Annotated in this window: 10 protein-coding genes, 4 tRNA genes and 1 riboswitch; of the genes, 9 read left to right on the plus strand and 5 right to left on the minus strand. The window is 70.0% G+C overall.

The window, feature by feature from the left end; genetic code table 11:
• Positions 1–367: 367 nt before the first annotated feature.
• Positions 368–3,454: a helix-turn-helix domain-containing protein gene (locus EV640_RS07865; protein WP_133726203.1), complete on the plus strand. Its 3,087-nt coding sequence runs from the start codon at positions 368–370 to the stop codon at positions 3,452–3,454.
• A gap of 24 nt (positions 3,455–3,478) precedes the next feature.
• Here the strand turns inward: EV640_RS07865 and rpe are convergent, their stop codons facing one another.
• Genes rpe through EV640_RS07890 form a run of 5 tightly spaced genes read right to left on the minus strand, consistent with a single transcriptional unit; the run spans position 3,479 to position 8,551 of the window.
• Complete coding sequence (gene rpe, locus EV640_RS07870; protein ID WP_133726204.1) at positions 3,479–4,132, minus strand: ribulose-phosphate 3-epimerase; 654 nt, start codon at positions 4,130–4,132, stop codon at positions 3,479–3,481.
• Entirely contained in the window at positions 4,129–5,811 is a 1,683-nt protein-coding gene (locus EV640_RS07875) for an RsmB/NOP family class I SAM-dependent RNA methyltransferase (RefSeq protein ID WP_133726205.1), read from the minus strand. Before EV640_RS07875 ends, rpe begins: the two co-directional genes overlap by 4 nt.
• Positions 5,808–7,055: a methionyl-tRNA formyltransferase gene (locus EV640_RS07880; protein ID WP_208292195.1), complete on the minus strand. Its 1,248-nt coding sequence runs from the start codon at positions 7,053–7,055 to the stop codon at positions 5,808–5,810. Before EV640_RS07880 ends, EV640_RS07875 begins: the two co-directional genes overlap by 4 nt.
• Before the next feature lie 16 nt (positions 7,056–7,071).
• A complete protein-coding gene (def, locus tag EV640_RS07885; RefSeq protein WP_166645889.1) occupies positions 7,072–7,665 on the minus strand; it encodes a peptide deformylase in 594 nt (197 codons plus the stop codon).
• Positions 7,666–7,678: 13 nt separating this feature from the next.
• Entirely contained in the window at positions 7,679–8,551 is an 873-nt protein-coding gene (locus EV640_RS07890; RefSeq protein WP_133726207.1) for a PD-(D/E)XK nuclease family protein, read from the minus strand.
• A gap of 218 nt (positions 8,552–8,769) precedes the next feature.
• On the opposite strand from EV640_RS07890, the gene EV640_RS07895 reads away from it, so the two are divergent.
• The 8 genes from EV640_RS07895 to EV640_RS07930 all read left to right on the plus strand — a co-directional run bounded on the left by EV640_RS07895 (position 8,770) and on the right by EV640_RS07930 (position 13,822).
• Positions 8,770–8,843, plus strand: a tRNA-Gly gene (locus EV640_RS07895).
• Between the two features lie 122 nt (positions 8,844–8,965).
• Positions 8,966–9,036 (plus strand) — tRNA-Cys (locus tag EV640_RS07900).
• Between the two features lie 138 nt (positions 9,037–9,174).
• Positions 9,175–9,246: transfer RNA gene (locus EV640_RS07905), tRNA-Val, on the plus strand.
• A gap of 55 nt (positions 9,247–9,301) precedes the next feature.
• Positions 9,302–9,375: transfer RNA gene (locus tag EV640_RS07910), tRNA-Gly, on the plus strand.
• A 294-nt stretch (positions 9,376–9,669) separates the two neighbouring features.
• A riboswitch (FMN riboswitch) is annotated at positions 9,670–9,812 on the plus strand.
• A 110-nt stretch (positions 9,813–9,922) separates the two neighbouring features.
• A complete protein-coding gene (gene ribD / locus EV640_RS07915; protein WP_243832265.1) occupies positions 9,923–10,999 on the plus strand; it encodes a bifunctional diaminohydroxyphosphoribosylaminopyrimidine deaminase/5-amino-6-(5-phosphoribosylamino)uracil reductase RibD in 1,077 nt (358 codons plus the stop codon).
• Positions 10,981–12,972: a 3,4-dihydroxy-2-butanone-4-phosphate synthase gene (ribB, locus tag EV640_RS14005; RefSeq protein WP_133726208.1), complete on the plus strand. Its 1,992-nt coding sequence runs from the start codon at positions 10,981–10,983 to the stop codon at positions 12,970–12,972. The genes ribD and ribB overlap by 19 nt, the downstream gene beginning before the upstream one ends.
• A 71-nt stretch (positions 12,973–13,043) precedes the next feature.
• Complete coding sequence (ribH, locus tag EV640_RS07925) at positions 13,044–13,544, plus strand: 6,7-dimethyl-8-ribityllumazine synthase (RefSeq protein WP_133726209.1); 501 nt, start codon at positions 13,044–13,046, stop codon at positions 13,542–13,544.
• A gap of 14 nt (positions 13,545–13,558) precedes the next feature.
• A complete protein-coding gene (locus EV640_RS07930) occupies positions 13,559–13,822 on the plus strand; it encodes a phosphoribosyl-ATP diphosphatase (RefSeq protein WP_133726210.1) in 264 nt (87 codons plus the stop codon).
• Positions 13,823–13,875: the final 53 nt, after the last annotated feature.

Consider the following 13,875-nt stretch of genomic DNA (forward strand, 5'->3'; position numbering starts at 1 on the left):
CTTTTCGTCTGTAGGGCTGGTTCTGCCCGCGCCGGTCCTGCGTCGTGCCGGGGCCGTTCCGCGCTGGTTCTGCCCGCGTCGGCTCAGCCCCGGCCGTGCGGTGCAAGACGCACGGCCGAGACGGACGGGCTCCCCTCAGGGGGGAGCTCAGGCAACGACCCCCGGACGCACTGATGGTCCGGAGAGAACCCCCTGAACTTTCTCTCCGGACCACCTGCGCCTCCGAGGAGGCACTCCCATTACACGCTCCCTGCGAGACCGCACCGCGCAGATGTCCCAAAACCACGTAGTCTGACCTGAGAAACCCAGTAGAACATACGGGCCGGGAGAGTTCCGAGAATCTGGTCCATCAGCTAAGGAGCTCACGGTGCACCCCAGTGATCCTTTCGTGGGAAGACGCGAGGAGATCGAGCTGATCCGCCGGGCGGCTGATCGCGCGCAGATGGGCAAGGCGCAGTTCGTGGTCATCGAGGGCTTCACCGGTTCCGGGAAGACCCGCCTGGTGCACCAGGCGATGGAGCCCTACTCGGAGTGGAACGAACGCACGATCCTGTTGGATGAATCGTTCAGCCGCCGCGCGAGGTCCGGGATCCGGCACCTCCTGGGCACGGGGTTCACCGGGCCCACCGAGCTGGAGGACCTCCTGTCCAGCGGCTTCGACGCCGCGCAGAACTTGCAGCGGCCCTACCTGATGAGCGTGAAGAATCTTCACCTGGTCGACGAGGTCTCCGCCGAGGCGCTCTGGCACGGGCTGAGCATCTTACAGAACGGCCCGGTGCTGGTGGTGCTGAGCACCCAGGGTTCGGTGCGACCCGAGGTGCAGAGGCTGATCCGGCTCGCGCAGGCCAGCCCGCGCGGGACCTACATCGGCCTGCAGCCGCTGCCGCTGCGAGAGGTCGGTGAGCTGCTCGAGGCCTACGCCGAGCTGCCGATCGCCACCTCCGTGGCGGCCCAGGTGCTGCGTGAGACCGACGGCTACCCAGGCCTGGTGGAACAGGTGGGGCGCTGGCTCCGGCGGGTCCCCGCCGGCACCCGCAGCATCGATCAGGCGCTGGCCGCCACCGTGCGGTCCTCGGACTACAGCGGGATGCACCGAGACGTGATGACCCAGATGAGCGGGCTCAACGAGCACGACCGCCGCGCCGTCGCGCTGCTGGCCGCAGCCGATACCGCGCTGAGCCGTCCCCAGCTCGAATCAGCGCTTGGGGCCGCCGTGGACCCTGCCGCACTGCTGGGCACTGCGCTGCTCAGCTGGGAGGAGCTCACGGGCCGCTACGCGGTGCCGCGCCGTTCGCTGAGCCGAGCCGTACTCAGCGGCACCACGGAGGTCGAGCAGGCCCAGCTGCTGCTGACGCTGGCGGGAGTGCTGGAGGGGGAGGAGTCGGTGCGCCATCTGGCCGAGGCTCTGCGACGGGACCCGTCGCTGGGGGGCCGGGAGGAGGTGATCGCGGCGCTGCACGGCTACGCACGTCAGGCCGCCAGGCGTCAGGACTTCCATGAGGCCTTCGACCACGTCATGGCCGCCGTCTCGATGGCCCTCGAGGACGTGGAGTCTCTGGGCCTGCTCGCCGGACTGGCCGTGCGGACCAACCGGGTCTCCGCCCTGCTGGCGCTGGAACCCGCGATGCGCGCAATGCCCGAGTCGACCGGCCGCTCCGGGATCCTGGCGCTGATCATGTTGGAACATTCGGATGTCGACGCCGCGCTTCAGGAGCTGGAATCGGTCACCGCGTCTCCGGACCGGGGACTGCCCGTCTACGCCGAGGCCGTCATCGAGGTCAATGCCCGGCTCTATGCGGTCTCGCGCCGCCGCCGGGTCGCTGCGCTGGCGACACGGGTCTCCGCGACGCTCGGCGAGATCCTGAGCCGAGCGGATGGCCTGGAACTGGTCGGGGACGTCTGGGACCTCGGTCAGCTGCAGGGCCTGGAGGCGCTGAACCAGCTCTGGGTGGAGCTCTCGGCGGAGGACCCCGGAGATGCCGTCGCCATGATCGACCACGTCTCGGCGGCGTTGGGGCAGCTGCGCGGCCGAGCCGGCGTCGAGCGGTTCGAAGGGGCGATGCACGCGGTGCGCGGCGGTCTGCACCGGCAGGTCGGACAGATGGACCGCGCGTATCGGGACCTCAGCGTCGCCGCCGCGCAGGACGGCACCAGCAGCTACGTGATGTATGCCCGATCCCAGCTGGCGCTGCTGCTATTCAGCTCGGCGTACTGGGAGGAGGCGCAGCAGATGGCCGACCGCGCCGCCGGGGAGGGCCTGGCGCGCGGCGAGAATGCCGTCTCCCATGTGGCCTGCGCCGTCTCGGCCGTGGTCCCCGCCGCGCGCGGGGAGATTCAGAAGGTCCGTCAGCGGCTGAACGTGCTGCACGAGAGCCACTTCGCGAAGGGGCCGCTGGCCACCGGCACCATCGACTGGGTGGAGGCCTCCCTGGCGGCCTCGCAGGGCGACTTCCGCGGAGTGGCACGGAACCTGTTGAGCATGCGCAACGACGGCACCGCATGGTGGGCGATGGAGCCCCAGGCGGTGAGCATGCTCGCCCGGGCACTGCACGCGAGCGGGTGGTCCGCGATGCTGCCCGCCCTGCTGCGCAGCGCCGAGGGTGAGTCCGGCGTCGCGGACTTTCAGCACCATCTGACCACCCCGTTCCTGCGGGCCTTTGTACGCTGGGGCGCCGGCGCCCCGGTGGAGGCGATGAACAGCTTCTTGGAGGTTCTGCGCGGCTATGACGCTGCGGAGGCCATCCGACCCACGCAGCCTCCGGGGGAGGGCGGCGGTTTCAGGATCTTCCGGGCCATGCTCAGCATCGACATCGCGACCCTGGTCACGGCCTACCCGCAGGAGCTGACCCGGCATCGGGCCACGGCCCTTGAACTGGCCGTGTGGGCGGCCTCGGTGCTGCAGTCCTGCGGCGCGGACGCGCAGCTGGAACGGGTCAATCAGCTGATGGAGGCGCTGCGCCCGCGGCTCCTCGACAAGCCGCCGCGCAGCTTCGGCGCTCCCGCAGCCGGTGGCCCAGGAACAGCCGCGGTCGCCTTCGGGCCCGCCGGGTCTGAGGAGCCACCGGCGAAAGATCCTGCCGGCGCCAGGTCCGACATCGCAGGGTCAGCGGCGCCCGCGACGTGGCCTGCCACGGCCGCCTCGGGCGGGGGAGCGACCGGCGCAACACCCCCGGTCAGGCCACGGCGCGCCGAGGCTCGGCGAGTCGCCCGGGCCCCCACAGATCCGGTGGCGCCCTCGGAGCCGGCGCTGAGCCTGCGCGCCGAACAGGCGCTGCGCGGTCTCTCCCGACGCGAGCGGCAGGTCTCGCTGTTGGTCTCTGAAGGCATGACGAACCGTGAGATCGCGGGGCAGCTGGTGCTCTCGGTGCGCACGGTCGAATACCACGTCGCCAATGCGATGACGAAGCTGGAGATCCACTCACGGCGCGATCTCCGAGGAATCATCGGCCGCTGAGCTCGTGGGCCGTGACCGGCCGGGTCAGCTGGCGAGTCGGCGCAGCTGCGCGATCGCGGCGGCGGCATCCTCGGCGGAGTAGACCGCTGAACCGGCGACGAAGGTGTCCGCACCCGCCTCCGCGGCCCGCTGGATCGTCTCGGTGCTGATGCCGCCGTCGACCTGCAGCGCCACGGTCCCACCCAGGTCATCCACGGCCTGGCGGGCGCGCCGGATCTTCGGCAGGATCAGGTCCAGGAAGCTCTGGCCGCCGAAACCGGGCTCCACAGTCATCAGCAGCAGCATGTCGAGCTCCCCGAGCATGTCCAGATACGGTTCGATCCCGGTGGCCGGCTTCAGTGCCATCGCCGAACGGGTGCCTTGGGAGCGCAGCTCGCGAGCGAGCCGGATCGGTGCCTGCGCCGCCTCGGCGTGGAAGGTCACCGACTCGCAGCCGAGCTCGGCGTACTGCGGCGCCCAGGTGTCGGGGTCCTCGATCATCAGGTGGATGTCCATGGGCAGCCCGGTAGCGGCGCGCAGCGATTTCACCACCGGCAGACCGATGGTCAGGTTCGGCACGAAATGGTTGTCCATGACATCCACGTGGACCGCATCGGCGGAGTCGATCCGGGACAGTTCGCTGGCAAGGTTCGCGAAGTCGGCGTTGAGGATGCTGGGGTGGATGCGCGGGCTGATCACAGGCCGATCCTACCCGCGGGGTGTTCCGCGACGGCGTCGGACTCGGCCGAGGCTGACTCATGCTTCGCGCCCACCGGGCGCTGGAGCAGGGCGAAGAACATCGCATCGGTGCCGTGGACATGCGGCCAGAGCTGTACGCAGCGCGCGGCGGTCTCGCTGCCGGCACTTCCCGACGCCTCGCGCAGCAGCTCCACGCCCGCGTCCCGGGCGGCGGCGCGCATCGGTTCGTGGGCGTCACGCAGTTCCAGCTCTGGGTGGCGGCGCAGCAGGTCATCGACCTGGATCACGGTCTCGGCCATGTGTGGGGAGCAGGTGACATAGGCCAGCAGCCCTCCTGGGGCCAGCGCCCCGACGGCGGCGTCGAGAAGCTCCTGCTGGAGTGCGGTGAGACCGGAGAGGTCTCCGGGGGTGCGCCGCCAACGGGCCTCGGGCCGGCGCCGCAGCGCGCCGAGACCGGTGCATGGGGCGTCGACCAGGATCCGCTGGAAGCCGGTGCCGGCCGGCTCCTCGGCGATGGTGCGGCCATCGCCGGTGCGCACGGTCCAGGCCTGGTGCTCCACCGCGTCCAACGCCTGGGTCACCAGCTTGGCACGGTGCGCGGCAGGCTCGTTGGCGAGCACCGTGGCACCGCGCTGGGCGGCCAGCGCGGCCAGCAGCGCGGCTTTGCCGCCCGGGCCCGCACACAGGTCGAGCCAGCGCTCTGCGGCCTCACCCTGATCGGGGAGCTCCGCGGCGGCCAGGGCCCGGGTGACCCACTGGGAGCCGATGTCCTGGACCCGCAGCTGACCCTCGCGGATGCCGGGCAGTCGGGCGATGTCGCCGCCGCGGAAGATCGCCGCCCCGGCCAGCGCGCTGGAGGCCACGGCGCCGGCCTCCTGGGCGCTGCGCAGTCGGGCACCCTCGACCGGGCTGGTCCCGGGAAGCTCCACCAGATGGACCTCGGGGGCGGCATTGTCGGCGCGCAGCAGCGCCTCCAGCTCGTCGCCGCGGCCATGCAGGCGCAGCGACTGGCGCAGCGCGCGCACCACCCAGGCCGGGTGGGCATGGGTCAGCGCGAGCGCGTCGTCCGCGCTGAGCTTCCGATCGTGGGCGAGCTGCTCGGTCCACTCCGCCAGGGTCTTGGCGCTGACCTTGCGCAGCACGGCATTGACCAGTCCGCTGGGCCCGGCCCCGATCTCGGCGCGCACCAGGGCCACGGTCTCGTCCACCGCGGCGTGGGTCTCCACCCGCATGTTCAGCAGCTGGTGTGCTCCCAGGCGCAGCGCGTCGAGGACCGGTGCGTCGAGCTCGCTCAGCGGACGGTCCACGCAGGCGGAGAGGATGGCGTCATAGGTGCCGGTGCCGCGCAGGGTGCCATATGTGAGCTCGGTGGCGAAGCCGGCGTCGCGCTTGTCCAGCCGTTTCCGGCTGATCTCGGCAGGCAGGGTCAGGTTGGCGTAGGCGTCGTCGCGGCTGACTGCGCGCAGCACGGTGAACGCGGTGAGCCGTGCCGGGTCGGCGCGACGTTTGCGCTGCGCCGGAGCTGCGGCGCTGAAGCCGCGCGTCGGCGCAGTTCTGCCCGACTTCCCCTGACCCGTCTGGCCCGGGCCCGCGGCGCCCTTTCCGCCCCGGTTGCGTTCCCGGCCCTTCTCGTTGCGGCGACTGGGCGGCTGGCTGGCGTCTCGGGCGCTGGGGCTCATCGGGTGCGCTCTTCCATGGGGGTCGGGGGAGTGCTCGGGGTGCTGGGGGCCTGCCCGGTCGCGGCGGCGGGCGCGGTGGCGGGCGCGGTGGCGGGCGCGGTGGCCTCGGTCGGTTCGGGATGGGCCTCGTCGGGATGGGTCCCGTCGGGAAGAACCTGCTCAGGTCGTTCCTGTTCCGGGCCGCCCAGGAGCACCGTCTCCTGCAGGCCGCGGTACCAGTCGGCGGCGTTGAGCATCTGTTTGCCGGACGGCTGCACGCTGGTGAGCACCACATCGGCACCGTCGCCGGCGCGGAACCCGATCAGCGTCCCGGCACCGGGATGCTCGGGGTCGAGCTGGCACACCTGCCCGACCTCGACGCGCGTCTCGGGGACGGCTGGATCGGTGGCCTGAAGCTGGTCCGGGGCCGCACCGGCCGACGGCTCGGGACGGTAGAGCCGCGCGACGCCGAGCTTGATCCGCTGGTCCCCGCTCAGCGTCCAGGCGCCGGGCTCCGGGATGGTCGCGTTGATCCGGTGGACCAGTTCCGCGGCCGGACGGCGGGGATCGATGAAGGCGTCCTCGGAGGTGAGCTTGGGCGCGTAGCTGGGGTCCCCGACCTGCTCCTGCGGGGTGGAGCGACCGGCGAGCAGGTCCGGCAGCAGCACCATGAGCAGGGATGCACCCAGCGCTGTGAGCTCCTCCAGGACCGTGCCGGCTGAGCTGGCCTCGGCGATCTGGTGGCTGCAGGTGCCGTGGATCGGTCCGGTGTCCATCCCGCGCTCGAGCTGGAACACCGTGGCGGCGGTCTCGGTCTGTCCGGCGAGCATCGTGTGCGGCACCGGTGCGGCGCCGCGGTGCAGCGGCAGCCGCGAGTAGTGCAGGTTCACCCAGCCGCGGGCGGGGGCTTCAAGTGCGGGCGTCGGCAGAAGTGCGCCGTAGGCGACGACGACGCCGAGTGTGGCTTCCAGAGCGGTGAGCTCGGCGGTGACCTCGGCGTCGACCCGGTCGGCCTTGATCACCGGGATGCCGGCCTCCTCGGCGACCTGCGCCACCGGGGAGGGGGTCAGCTTGCGCCGTCGTCCCACCGGTGCGTCGGGCCGGGTGAGCACTGCGGCCACTTCGGCTCCGGAGCGCAGCAGCGTCCGCAGTGCGGTGGCGGCGATCTCCGGGGTGCCGGCGAAGATGATCCGTCCCGGGCCCGGACTGGTGCCGCGGGTCTCGGCGCGCGCCGCGGCCAGTGTGTCTTCGGTGAACTGCTGCATGGTCTGGGTCGGCCTTTCAGGAGGCGAAGAAGCTGCTGTGGCTGGTCTTGCGGGAGCCAAGGGTCTGATCGATGGCCTGGCCGTAGTCTCGGGAGCGCAGCGCGCGTGCCGCCGCGACCTTGTCCTCGCCGGTGAGGCGGTCCACGAAGAGCCGGCCGTCGAGATGGTCCACCTCATGCTGGAAGCACGCCGCCAACAGACCGGTGGCCTGAAGCTGGAGCGGCGCACCATCGGCTCCGATGCCCGTAAGCAGCACCTCTTGGGAGCGCAGCACCGGGGCGTAGATCTCCGCCACCGAGAGGCATCCCTCGCGGAGCAGGTTCTCACCCTCTGCCGCACCGCTTTCAGGCTCGCGCGCGGTGAGGGCGCGCTCGCCGCGCAGGGTCAGCTCGGGGTTGATCACGGCACCCCGATCTCCCGCCACATCAAAGGTGAAGATTCTGCGGCTCACCCCGATCTGCGGAGCCGCCAGCCCGATGCCGGAGACCGCGTCCATGGTCTCGAACATGTCGGCGATCAGCTCCTGGGTGCGGCGGTCCAGGTCCGGCACGGGTGCCGCCGGGGTGCGCAGCACGGGATCGCCGATCATGCGGATGCTCAGGACAGTCATGGGAGACATTCTGTCATTGTTCAGCGTCCGCCCCGGCGGGTGCGGGCAGCGGCGGCGGGGCGATCGGACGCAGCGCGGTCCCCGCGGACTCGGTGGCCCGGCTGTGCTCCCAGACCTGGCGCAGCGCCCAGAACTTGTGCCAGTGAGCTTTCAACACCGCCGGACTGGCCTGATTCGGCACCACCTCCGCCTCGGAGACCGCCACCGCCAGCAGGACCGGGTCGGTGCCGTAGGGCCAGGGCTTCCACTCCCCGGACCGGGCGTCGAGGAGCATCTCCTCGGCCTGCATTCCGGCCACCAGCTGCATCACCACCGAGTCGCTCAGCGGCTTGGACCGCCCGTCACGGGTCAGTCCCTTGGTCTTGAAGTCGATGATGCAGGTGCGCCCGCCGATGTCTGCGACGAGATCCAGCGTGCCGGCGTAACCCAGGGTGTGGTTCCAGACGGTCACCTCCGCCGCGAGCGGGGTGACGCCGTAGAGCTGCCACCATTCGTCGAAGCGATCAGCGAAGCCGGACTCACGGTGCTCGGCCAGCGCCGCGCGGGCCTCACCGACGCCGTGGCGCAGCCCCAGGGACTCCAGCGCGACCTGCTCGGCGTAGTGGTGGACTCGATCCCCTCGGGCGGCAGCGGCATCCCGGAAGCGCTCGGCGGCCGAGGAGGCCTGCCGCGCCAGCCGCAAGAGCTCGGCGGGGGAGCCCACGGCGCTGGCCAGCCGGGCGTCCCCGGCGAGCTCCGCGCTGGCCATATGCCCGGCCCAGCCGGTCAGGTCCTTGTGCTCCTGGCCGATCACCGTGGTGATGGAGGGCACCTCGGGGGTGCCGCCGATGGAACGTGAATACATGCGGCCATGATCTGTGGCGTGCGCGAGGCTGGGCTGTGTCATCGGCTCCAGTCTGCCACTGCGCACGGACACGGCTCGAGGCGGGGCCCGGCGGCGGAGCGATGGCGGACCGCTGGTGGGCCGACGGCGGACCCCCGGGAACGGGCCCGGCCGGGTGGCTGAGGACGGGGTTCGACAGCCCGATTGGACGAGCGGGCGAGACCTGCGCTATCGTTTCAAGTCGTTGAAACGCCGCAGAAAACCGCGGTCGGGACGGCACTGCGGATGTAGCTCAGCTGGCTAGAGCATCACCTTGCCATGGTGAGGGTCGCGAGTTCGAATCTCGTCATCCGCTCGTAGGACCAAGTACGTGTGTATGAGAGGATTCATGACGAACTCCTCTCATGATGTGAGGGCCTGATCAGGCCTTACCACTGAATGTCGAGCGAAGGTCATTACAGGCCGGAGATCGACTGCGGTGGGGTGGCCGAGTGGCGAGGCAGCGGCCTGCAAAGCCGTTAACGCGGGTTCGATTCCCGTCCCCACCTCGCAGGTGCATCCGGTTCGCCGGAAGCAGAGATTCAGTGTCACCTGTGACAGAGTGGCCCTGAGACAGCAGAACGACGAGTACAGCAGAACAAGCAAATAGCACGACACGCCACGGTGGTGGAGACACCACCTCATCGGCGCGATTAGCGCAGCGGTAGCGCGCTTCCCTGACACGGAAGAGGTCACTGGTTCGATCCCAGTATCGCGCACTGAGTCCAGCAGAAACGGTCGTCCTTCCCGGAGGGCCAAGGCTTCTGGACTCATGCGGATGTAGCTCAGCTGGCTAGAGCACCACCTTGCCATGGTGGGGGTCGCGAGTTCGAATCTCGTCATCCGCTCAGAACGGTCGCCCGGCAGGCGGCAGATGAAGCGGGCTCGAGACCACCAGGTCTCGGGCCCGCTTTCTCGTTGTGCCCGCTGAGGTTGTCCTCGGGCCGGCCGCAGATGTCGCGGCACCGGCGGCGTTTCCCGCCGCACCCGCCGCAGCGATCTCCCAGCCGCGATCTTCCAACAGCGATCCTCAAACCGCCGAGGGCCCCGGTCTGCGGTGGCGCCTCAGATGAACCGACATTTCACCCTCAGCGGCATCCATCCCGTGCGCAGCACGCATGTGGCACACTTAGTGCTACACATTTCGTGCTCCGGGATCGGTGAAAGTCCGAACCGGCGGTCATAGTCCGCGACCCGAATCATGCGCAGCCCGCTGTGCATGACTTGGTTGAACCGGTGGAATTCCGGCACCGACAGTCACAGTCTGGATGGGAGAAGCACGAGAGTCCGTGTGGCTGTCCCCGCGACCCCGCGAGCCTGCCATTCGTTCTCGACCGACGCCACCGCGGCGTCGGCCTCCCCGGAGTGCGTCGACACGCTGGGAAGGACGATGCGGTGCCAGACGAAGCTGTGATGCAGCAGGCCCTCAGGGCCGCACTGCTCGGCGTTCGCGGAGCCAACCCGCTGGTCGGCGCCATTCTGGTCTCCGCCGAGGGCGAGGTGCTCAGCACCGGCCACCACCGCGGCGCCGGCACCTTCCACGCCGAGCGCGACGCCCTGGACTCCTTCGCCCGGGGACATCCCGCAGCGGCTGACCTCAGCGGCGCCACCCTGTACTCCACACTGGAACCCTGCCGGCATCAGGGCCGCCAGCCCGCCTGCACGCAGCTGATCCTCGACGCCGGAGTGGGCCGTGTGGTCCATGGCGCCTCCGACCCCTCGAGCAACGGCGGGGGAGCAAAGATCATGCGCCGTGCCGGCATCGACGTGGTCTCAGGGGTGCTGGCACAGCAGTGCGAGACGCTGAACCATCGCTGGGTCGCGGCGGCCAGACAGGCCCGGCCCTTCGTCACCGCACACCTCGCGCAGAGCCTGGACGGCCGGATCGCCGCAGCAGACGGCACCAGCCAGTGGATCACCTCCAAGGCCGCACGAGACCACACCCATATGGTGCGCAGCCGCGCCGACGCGATCCTGGTCGGCACCAACACCGTCGAGGTCGATGATCCCCGGCTCACCGCACGCACCCCCACCGGTGAGCTCACCCTGCGTCAGCCGCTGCGTGTGGTGATGGGGATGACTCCGGTGCGCCCGGGCACGAAGCTGACCCAGGGCCGCCCCGAGGGCGACGGCTGGCTCCAGCTGCCCACCCGGGATCCGCTCGAGGCCCTGCAGGAGCTCGCCCAGACCACCCACGGCGGCTATCCGATCAAGCATGTCCTGGTCGAGGGCGGCCAGAGCGTGCTCTCGGCCTTCTTCGCCGCCGACCTCGTCGATGAGGTCTTCGCCTACCATGCGCCGCTGCTGCTGGGCACGGGACGCGACAGCATCGGTGACATAGGTGTGAGAACGCTGAGCGAGGCGCCCCGCTTCGCTCTTGACCCCGCGGAGAGCGGGCCGGTGCAGATCATGGACTCCGATGTCTGTGTGCACCTGCAGCCGAAAGGAGACACATGTTCACCGGAATCGTGACGGGTTTGGGAGAGGTCCTGCAGCGACGGTTCGATCCGGCCAAGGGCGTGGAGCGGCTGAGCTTCGCCGCGCCGGGACACACCGAGGGGCTCGCTCTGGGTGGCTCCATCGCGGTCAACGGGGTCTGTGTCTCTGCCGTCGCCATCGAAGGTGAACAGGTCAGCGTGGAGCTGATCCAGGAGACCCTCTCGCGCACCACGCTGGGAGCGCTGAAGCTGGGGGATCCGCTGAACCTTGAACGTTGCCTGCCCTCCGGGGCCCGGTTGGACGGGCACGTGGTGCAGGGCCACGTCGACGGGCTCGCGCAGCTGATCCACGCTGACCCCTCCGACGGTCGGCACCGCTTCCTGATCAGCCCGGAGCTGGCGCCCTACATCGCGGAGAAGGGTTCGATCGCGATCAACGGCGTCTCGCTGACCGTCACCGCAGTCTCAGCCCCGGGCTTCGCCGAGCCTTGGTTCGAGGTCGGGCTGATCCCCACCACGCTGGCTGAGACCACCCTGGGCAGCACCGGAATCGGGGCGCAGGTCAACATCGAAGTCGACGTGCTGGCGAAATACGCCCGTCGGATGCTCCAGTTCGACCGGCACCTCGCCGCCGAGCCTCCCGCCGAGCCGGCCTTGACCGAGCAGCAGCCTGAGTCGGTGCCCGCCATCGCGCAGCCGGAGACTCCGGCCCCGGTGCTGGACCGGATCGATGTCGCGCTCAACGAGCTCGCCGCAGGACGTCCGGTGATCGTCGTCGACGATGCCGATCGGGAGAACGAGGGTGACATCATCTTCCCCGCGGCGATGGCCACCCCCGAGCTGATGGCGCTGACCATCCGCCACACCTCCGGGGTGATCTGCACCCCGATGACAGTCGAACGCGCCGAGCACCTGGGACTGCCCCCGATGGTGGTGCAGAACCAGGACCCCAAGGGCACCGCCTACACGATCAGCTGTGACGCGACCACCGGGGTCAGCACCGGAATCAGCGCCGCGGACCGGGCGCTGACCGCGAAGGTCCTGGCGGACTCGGCGAGCACCGCGGCAGACCTCAGCCGACCCGGGCACATCTTCCCGCTGGTCGCCGACCCGCAGGGCGTCCTCGGGCGCGACGGCCACACCGAGGCCGCGGTGGACTTGTGTCGGCTCGCCGGGCTCTCCGAGGTCGGCGTCATCGCCGAGCTGACCCACGACGACGGCCGGATGATGCGCCTGCCCGCGCTGCGCGAGTTCGCCGACGAGCACCAGTACGCGCTGATCTCCATCGCCGATCTGATCGTCTACCGCGGTGGGACCCCGAAGCCGGGCACCGCGATGGATTCGGTCGCCGCCAGCTGGGAGGCCCCCGGGGACGAGGTGTCCAAACTGGTGACACCGGGCCCGGTGGTCACCCTGCCCACCGATCACGGCGTCTTTGCCGCCCAGGTCTGGACCGAGCACCGCACCGGACACGAACACATGCTCATCTCCGCACGCTCGGAGGCCCCCGGTGAGGGCAAGATCTCCACAGGACGGCCGCTGATCCGGATGCACTCAGAATGTGTCACCGGAGACGTGCTGAGCTCACGGCGCTGCGACTGCGGCACGCAGCTGGCCTCGGCTCTGGAGTCCATCCAGCGCGACGGCGGACACCTGCTGTACCTGCGCGGCCACGAAGGCCGCGGCATCGGGCTGGCCAACAAGATGCGCGCCTATAAGCTCCAGGAGCAGGGCGCAGACACGGTGGAGGCCAACGAGATGCTCGGCCTGGCAGCGGAGCTGCGCGACTTCTCCGGCGCCGCAGCGATCCTCTACGCCGCCGGGATCCGCCAGCTGAGCCTGATGACGAACAACCCGCTGAAGGTGCAGAGCCTGCGCAGCGCCGGGCTCGACGTCGAGCTCGTGCCCTCCACCGGAGTGGTCCACGAGACCAACCGCCGGTACCTTCAGACCAAGCGCGACCGGATGAATCACACCCTGGACCACCTGCAGCTCCACGAGCAGTGAGATCTGCCCCACAGTGACCCCCTGACCAGAACGCCCACCGGCACCCCCACCAGCACAGCAGAGGAGACCGCATGAGCGGCACCGGAACACCCAAGATCGAGGCCGCCGAGCTCGAGGCGCTGCGCGCCGCCGCGGCCGAGCAGAACCTGAGCGTCGCCGTCGTCGCCTCCCGCTGGCACCAGGTGGTCATGGACGGGCTGATCGCCGGCTCGCGCCGGTTCTGCGCGGAGATCGGGCTCCAGGACCTCACCGTGGTCCGGGCGCCGGGCTCCTTCGAGCTGCCGGTGATCGCTTCACATGCCGCGAAGCACTTCGACGTCGTCGTCGCCCTGGGCGTGGTGATCCGCGGCGGGACCCCGCATTTCGACTATGTCTGCACCGCCGCCACCGAGGGACTCGGCAAGGTGGCGCTGAGCACCGGCACCCCGGTCGGCTTCGGACTGCTGACCTGCGACGACGAGGCGCAGGCGCTGGATCGCGCCGGCCTTCAGGGCTCCAAGGAGGACAAGGGCTTCGAGGCCGCCCATGCCGCCGTGGCCGCCGCCGTGGAGATCGCCGCGCTGAACCGGTGAGATACCCTGAAACGGTGAAAACCTTCGACCAGCTCTACGCCGAACTTGCCCAGAAGGCCGAGACCCGTCCCCAGGGCTCCGGCACCGTCGCCGCACTCGATGCAGGCGTCCATCAGATCGGCAAGAAGATCGTTGAAGAGGCCGCCGAGGTCTGGATGGCCGCCGAGTACCAGTCTGATGCGGAGACCGCCGAGGAGATCTCCCAGCTGCTCTACCATCTGCAGGTCATGATGATCGCCAAGGGCATCGCCCCCGAGGACGTCTACAAGTACCTCTAGAACCTCCCGGTCGAGTTCACCCACACCGCCATCACCTGCACACGAAAAGACGA

This window comes from Nesterenkonia aurantiaca, from assembly GCF_004364585.1.
GTDB lineage: Bacteria > Actinomycetota > Actinomycetes > Actinomycetales > Micrococcaceae > Nesterenkonia > Nesterenkonia aurantiaca.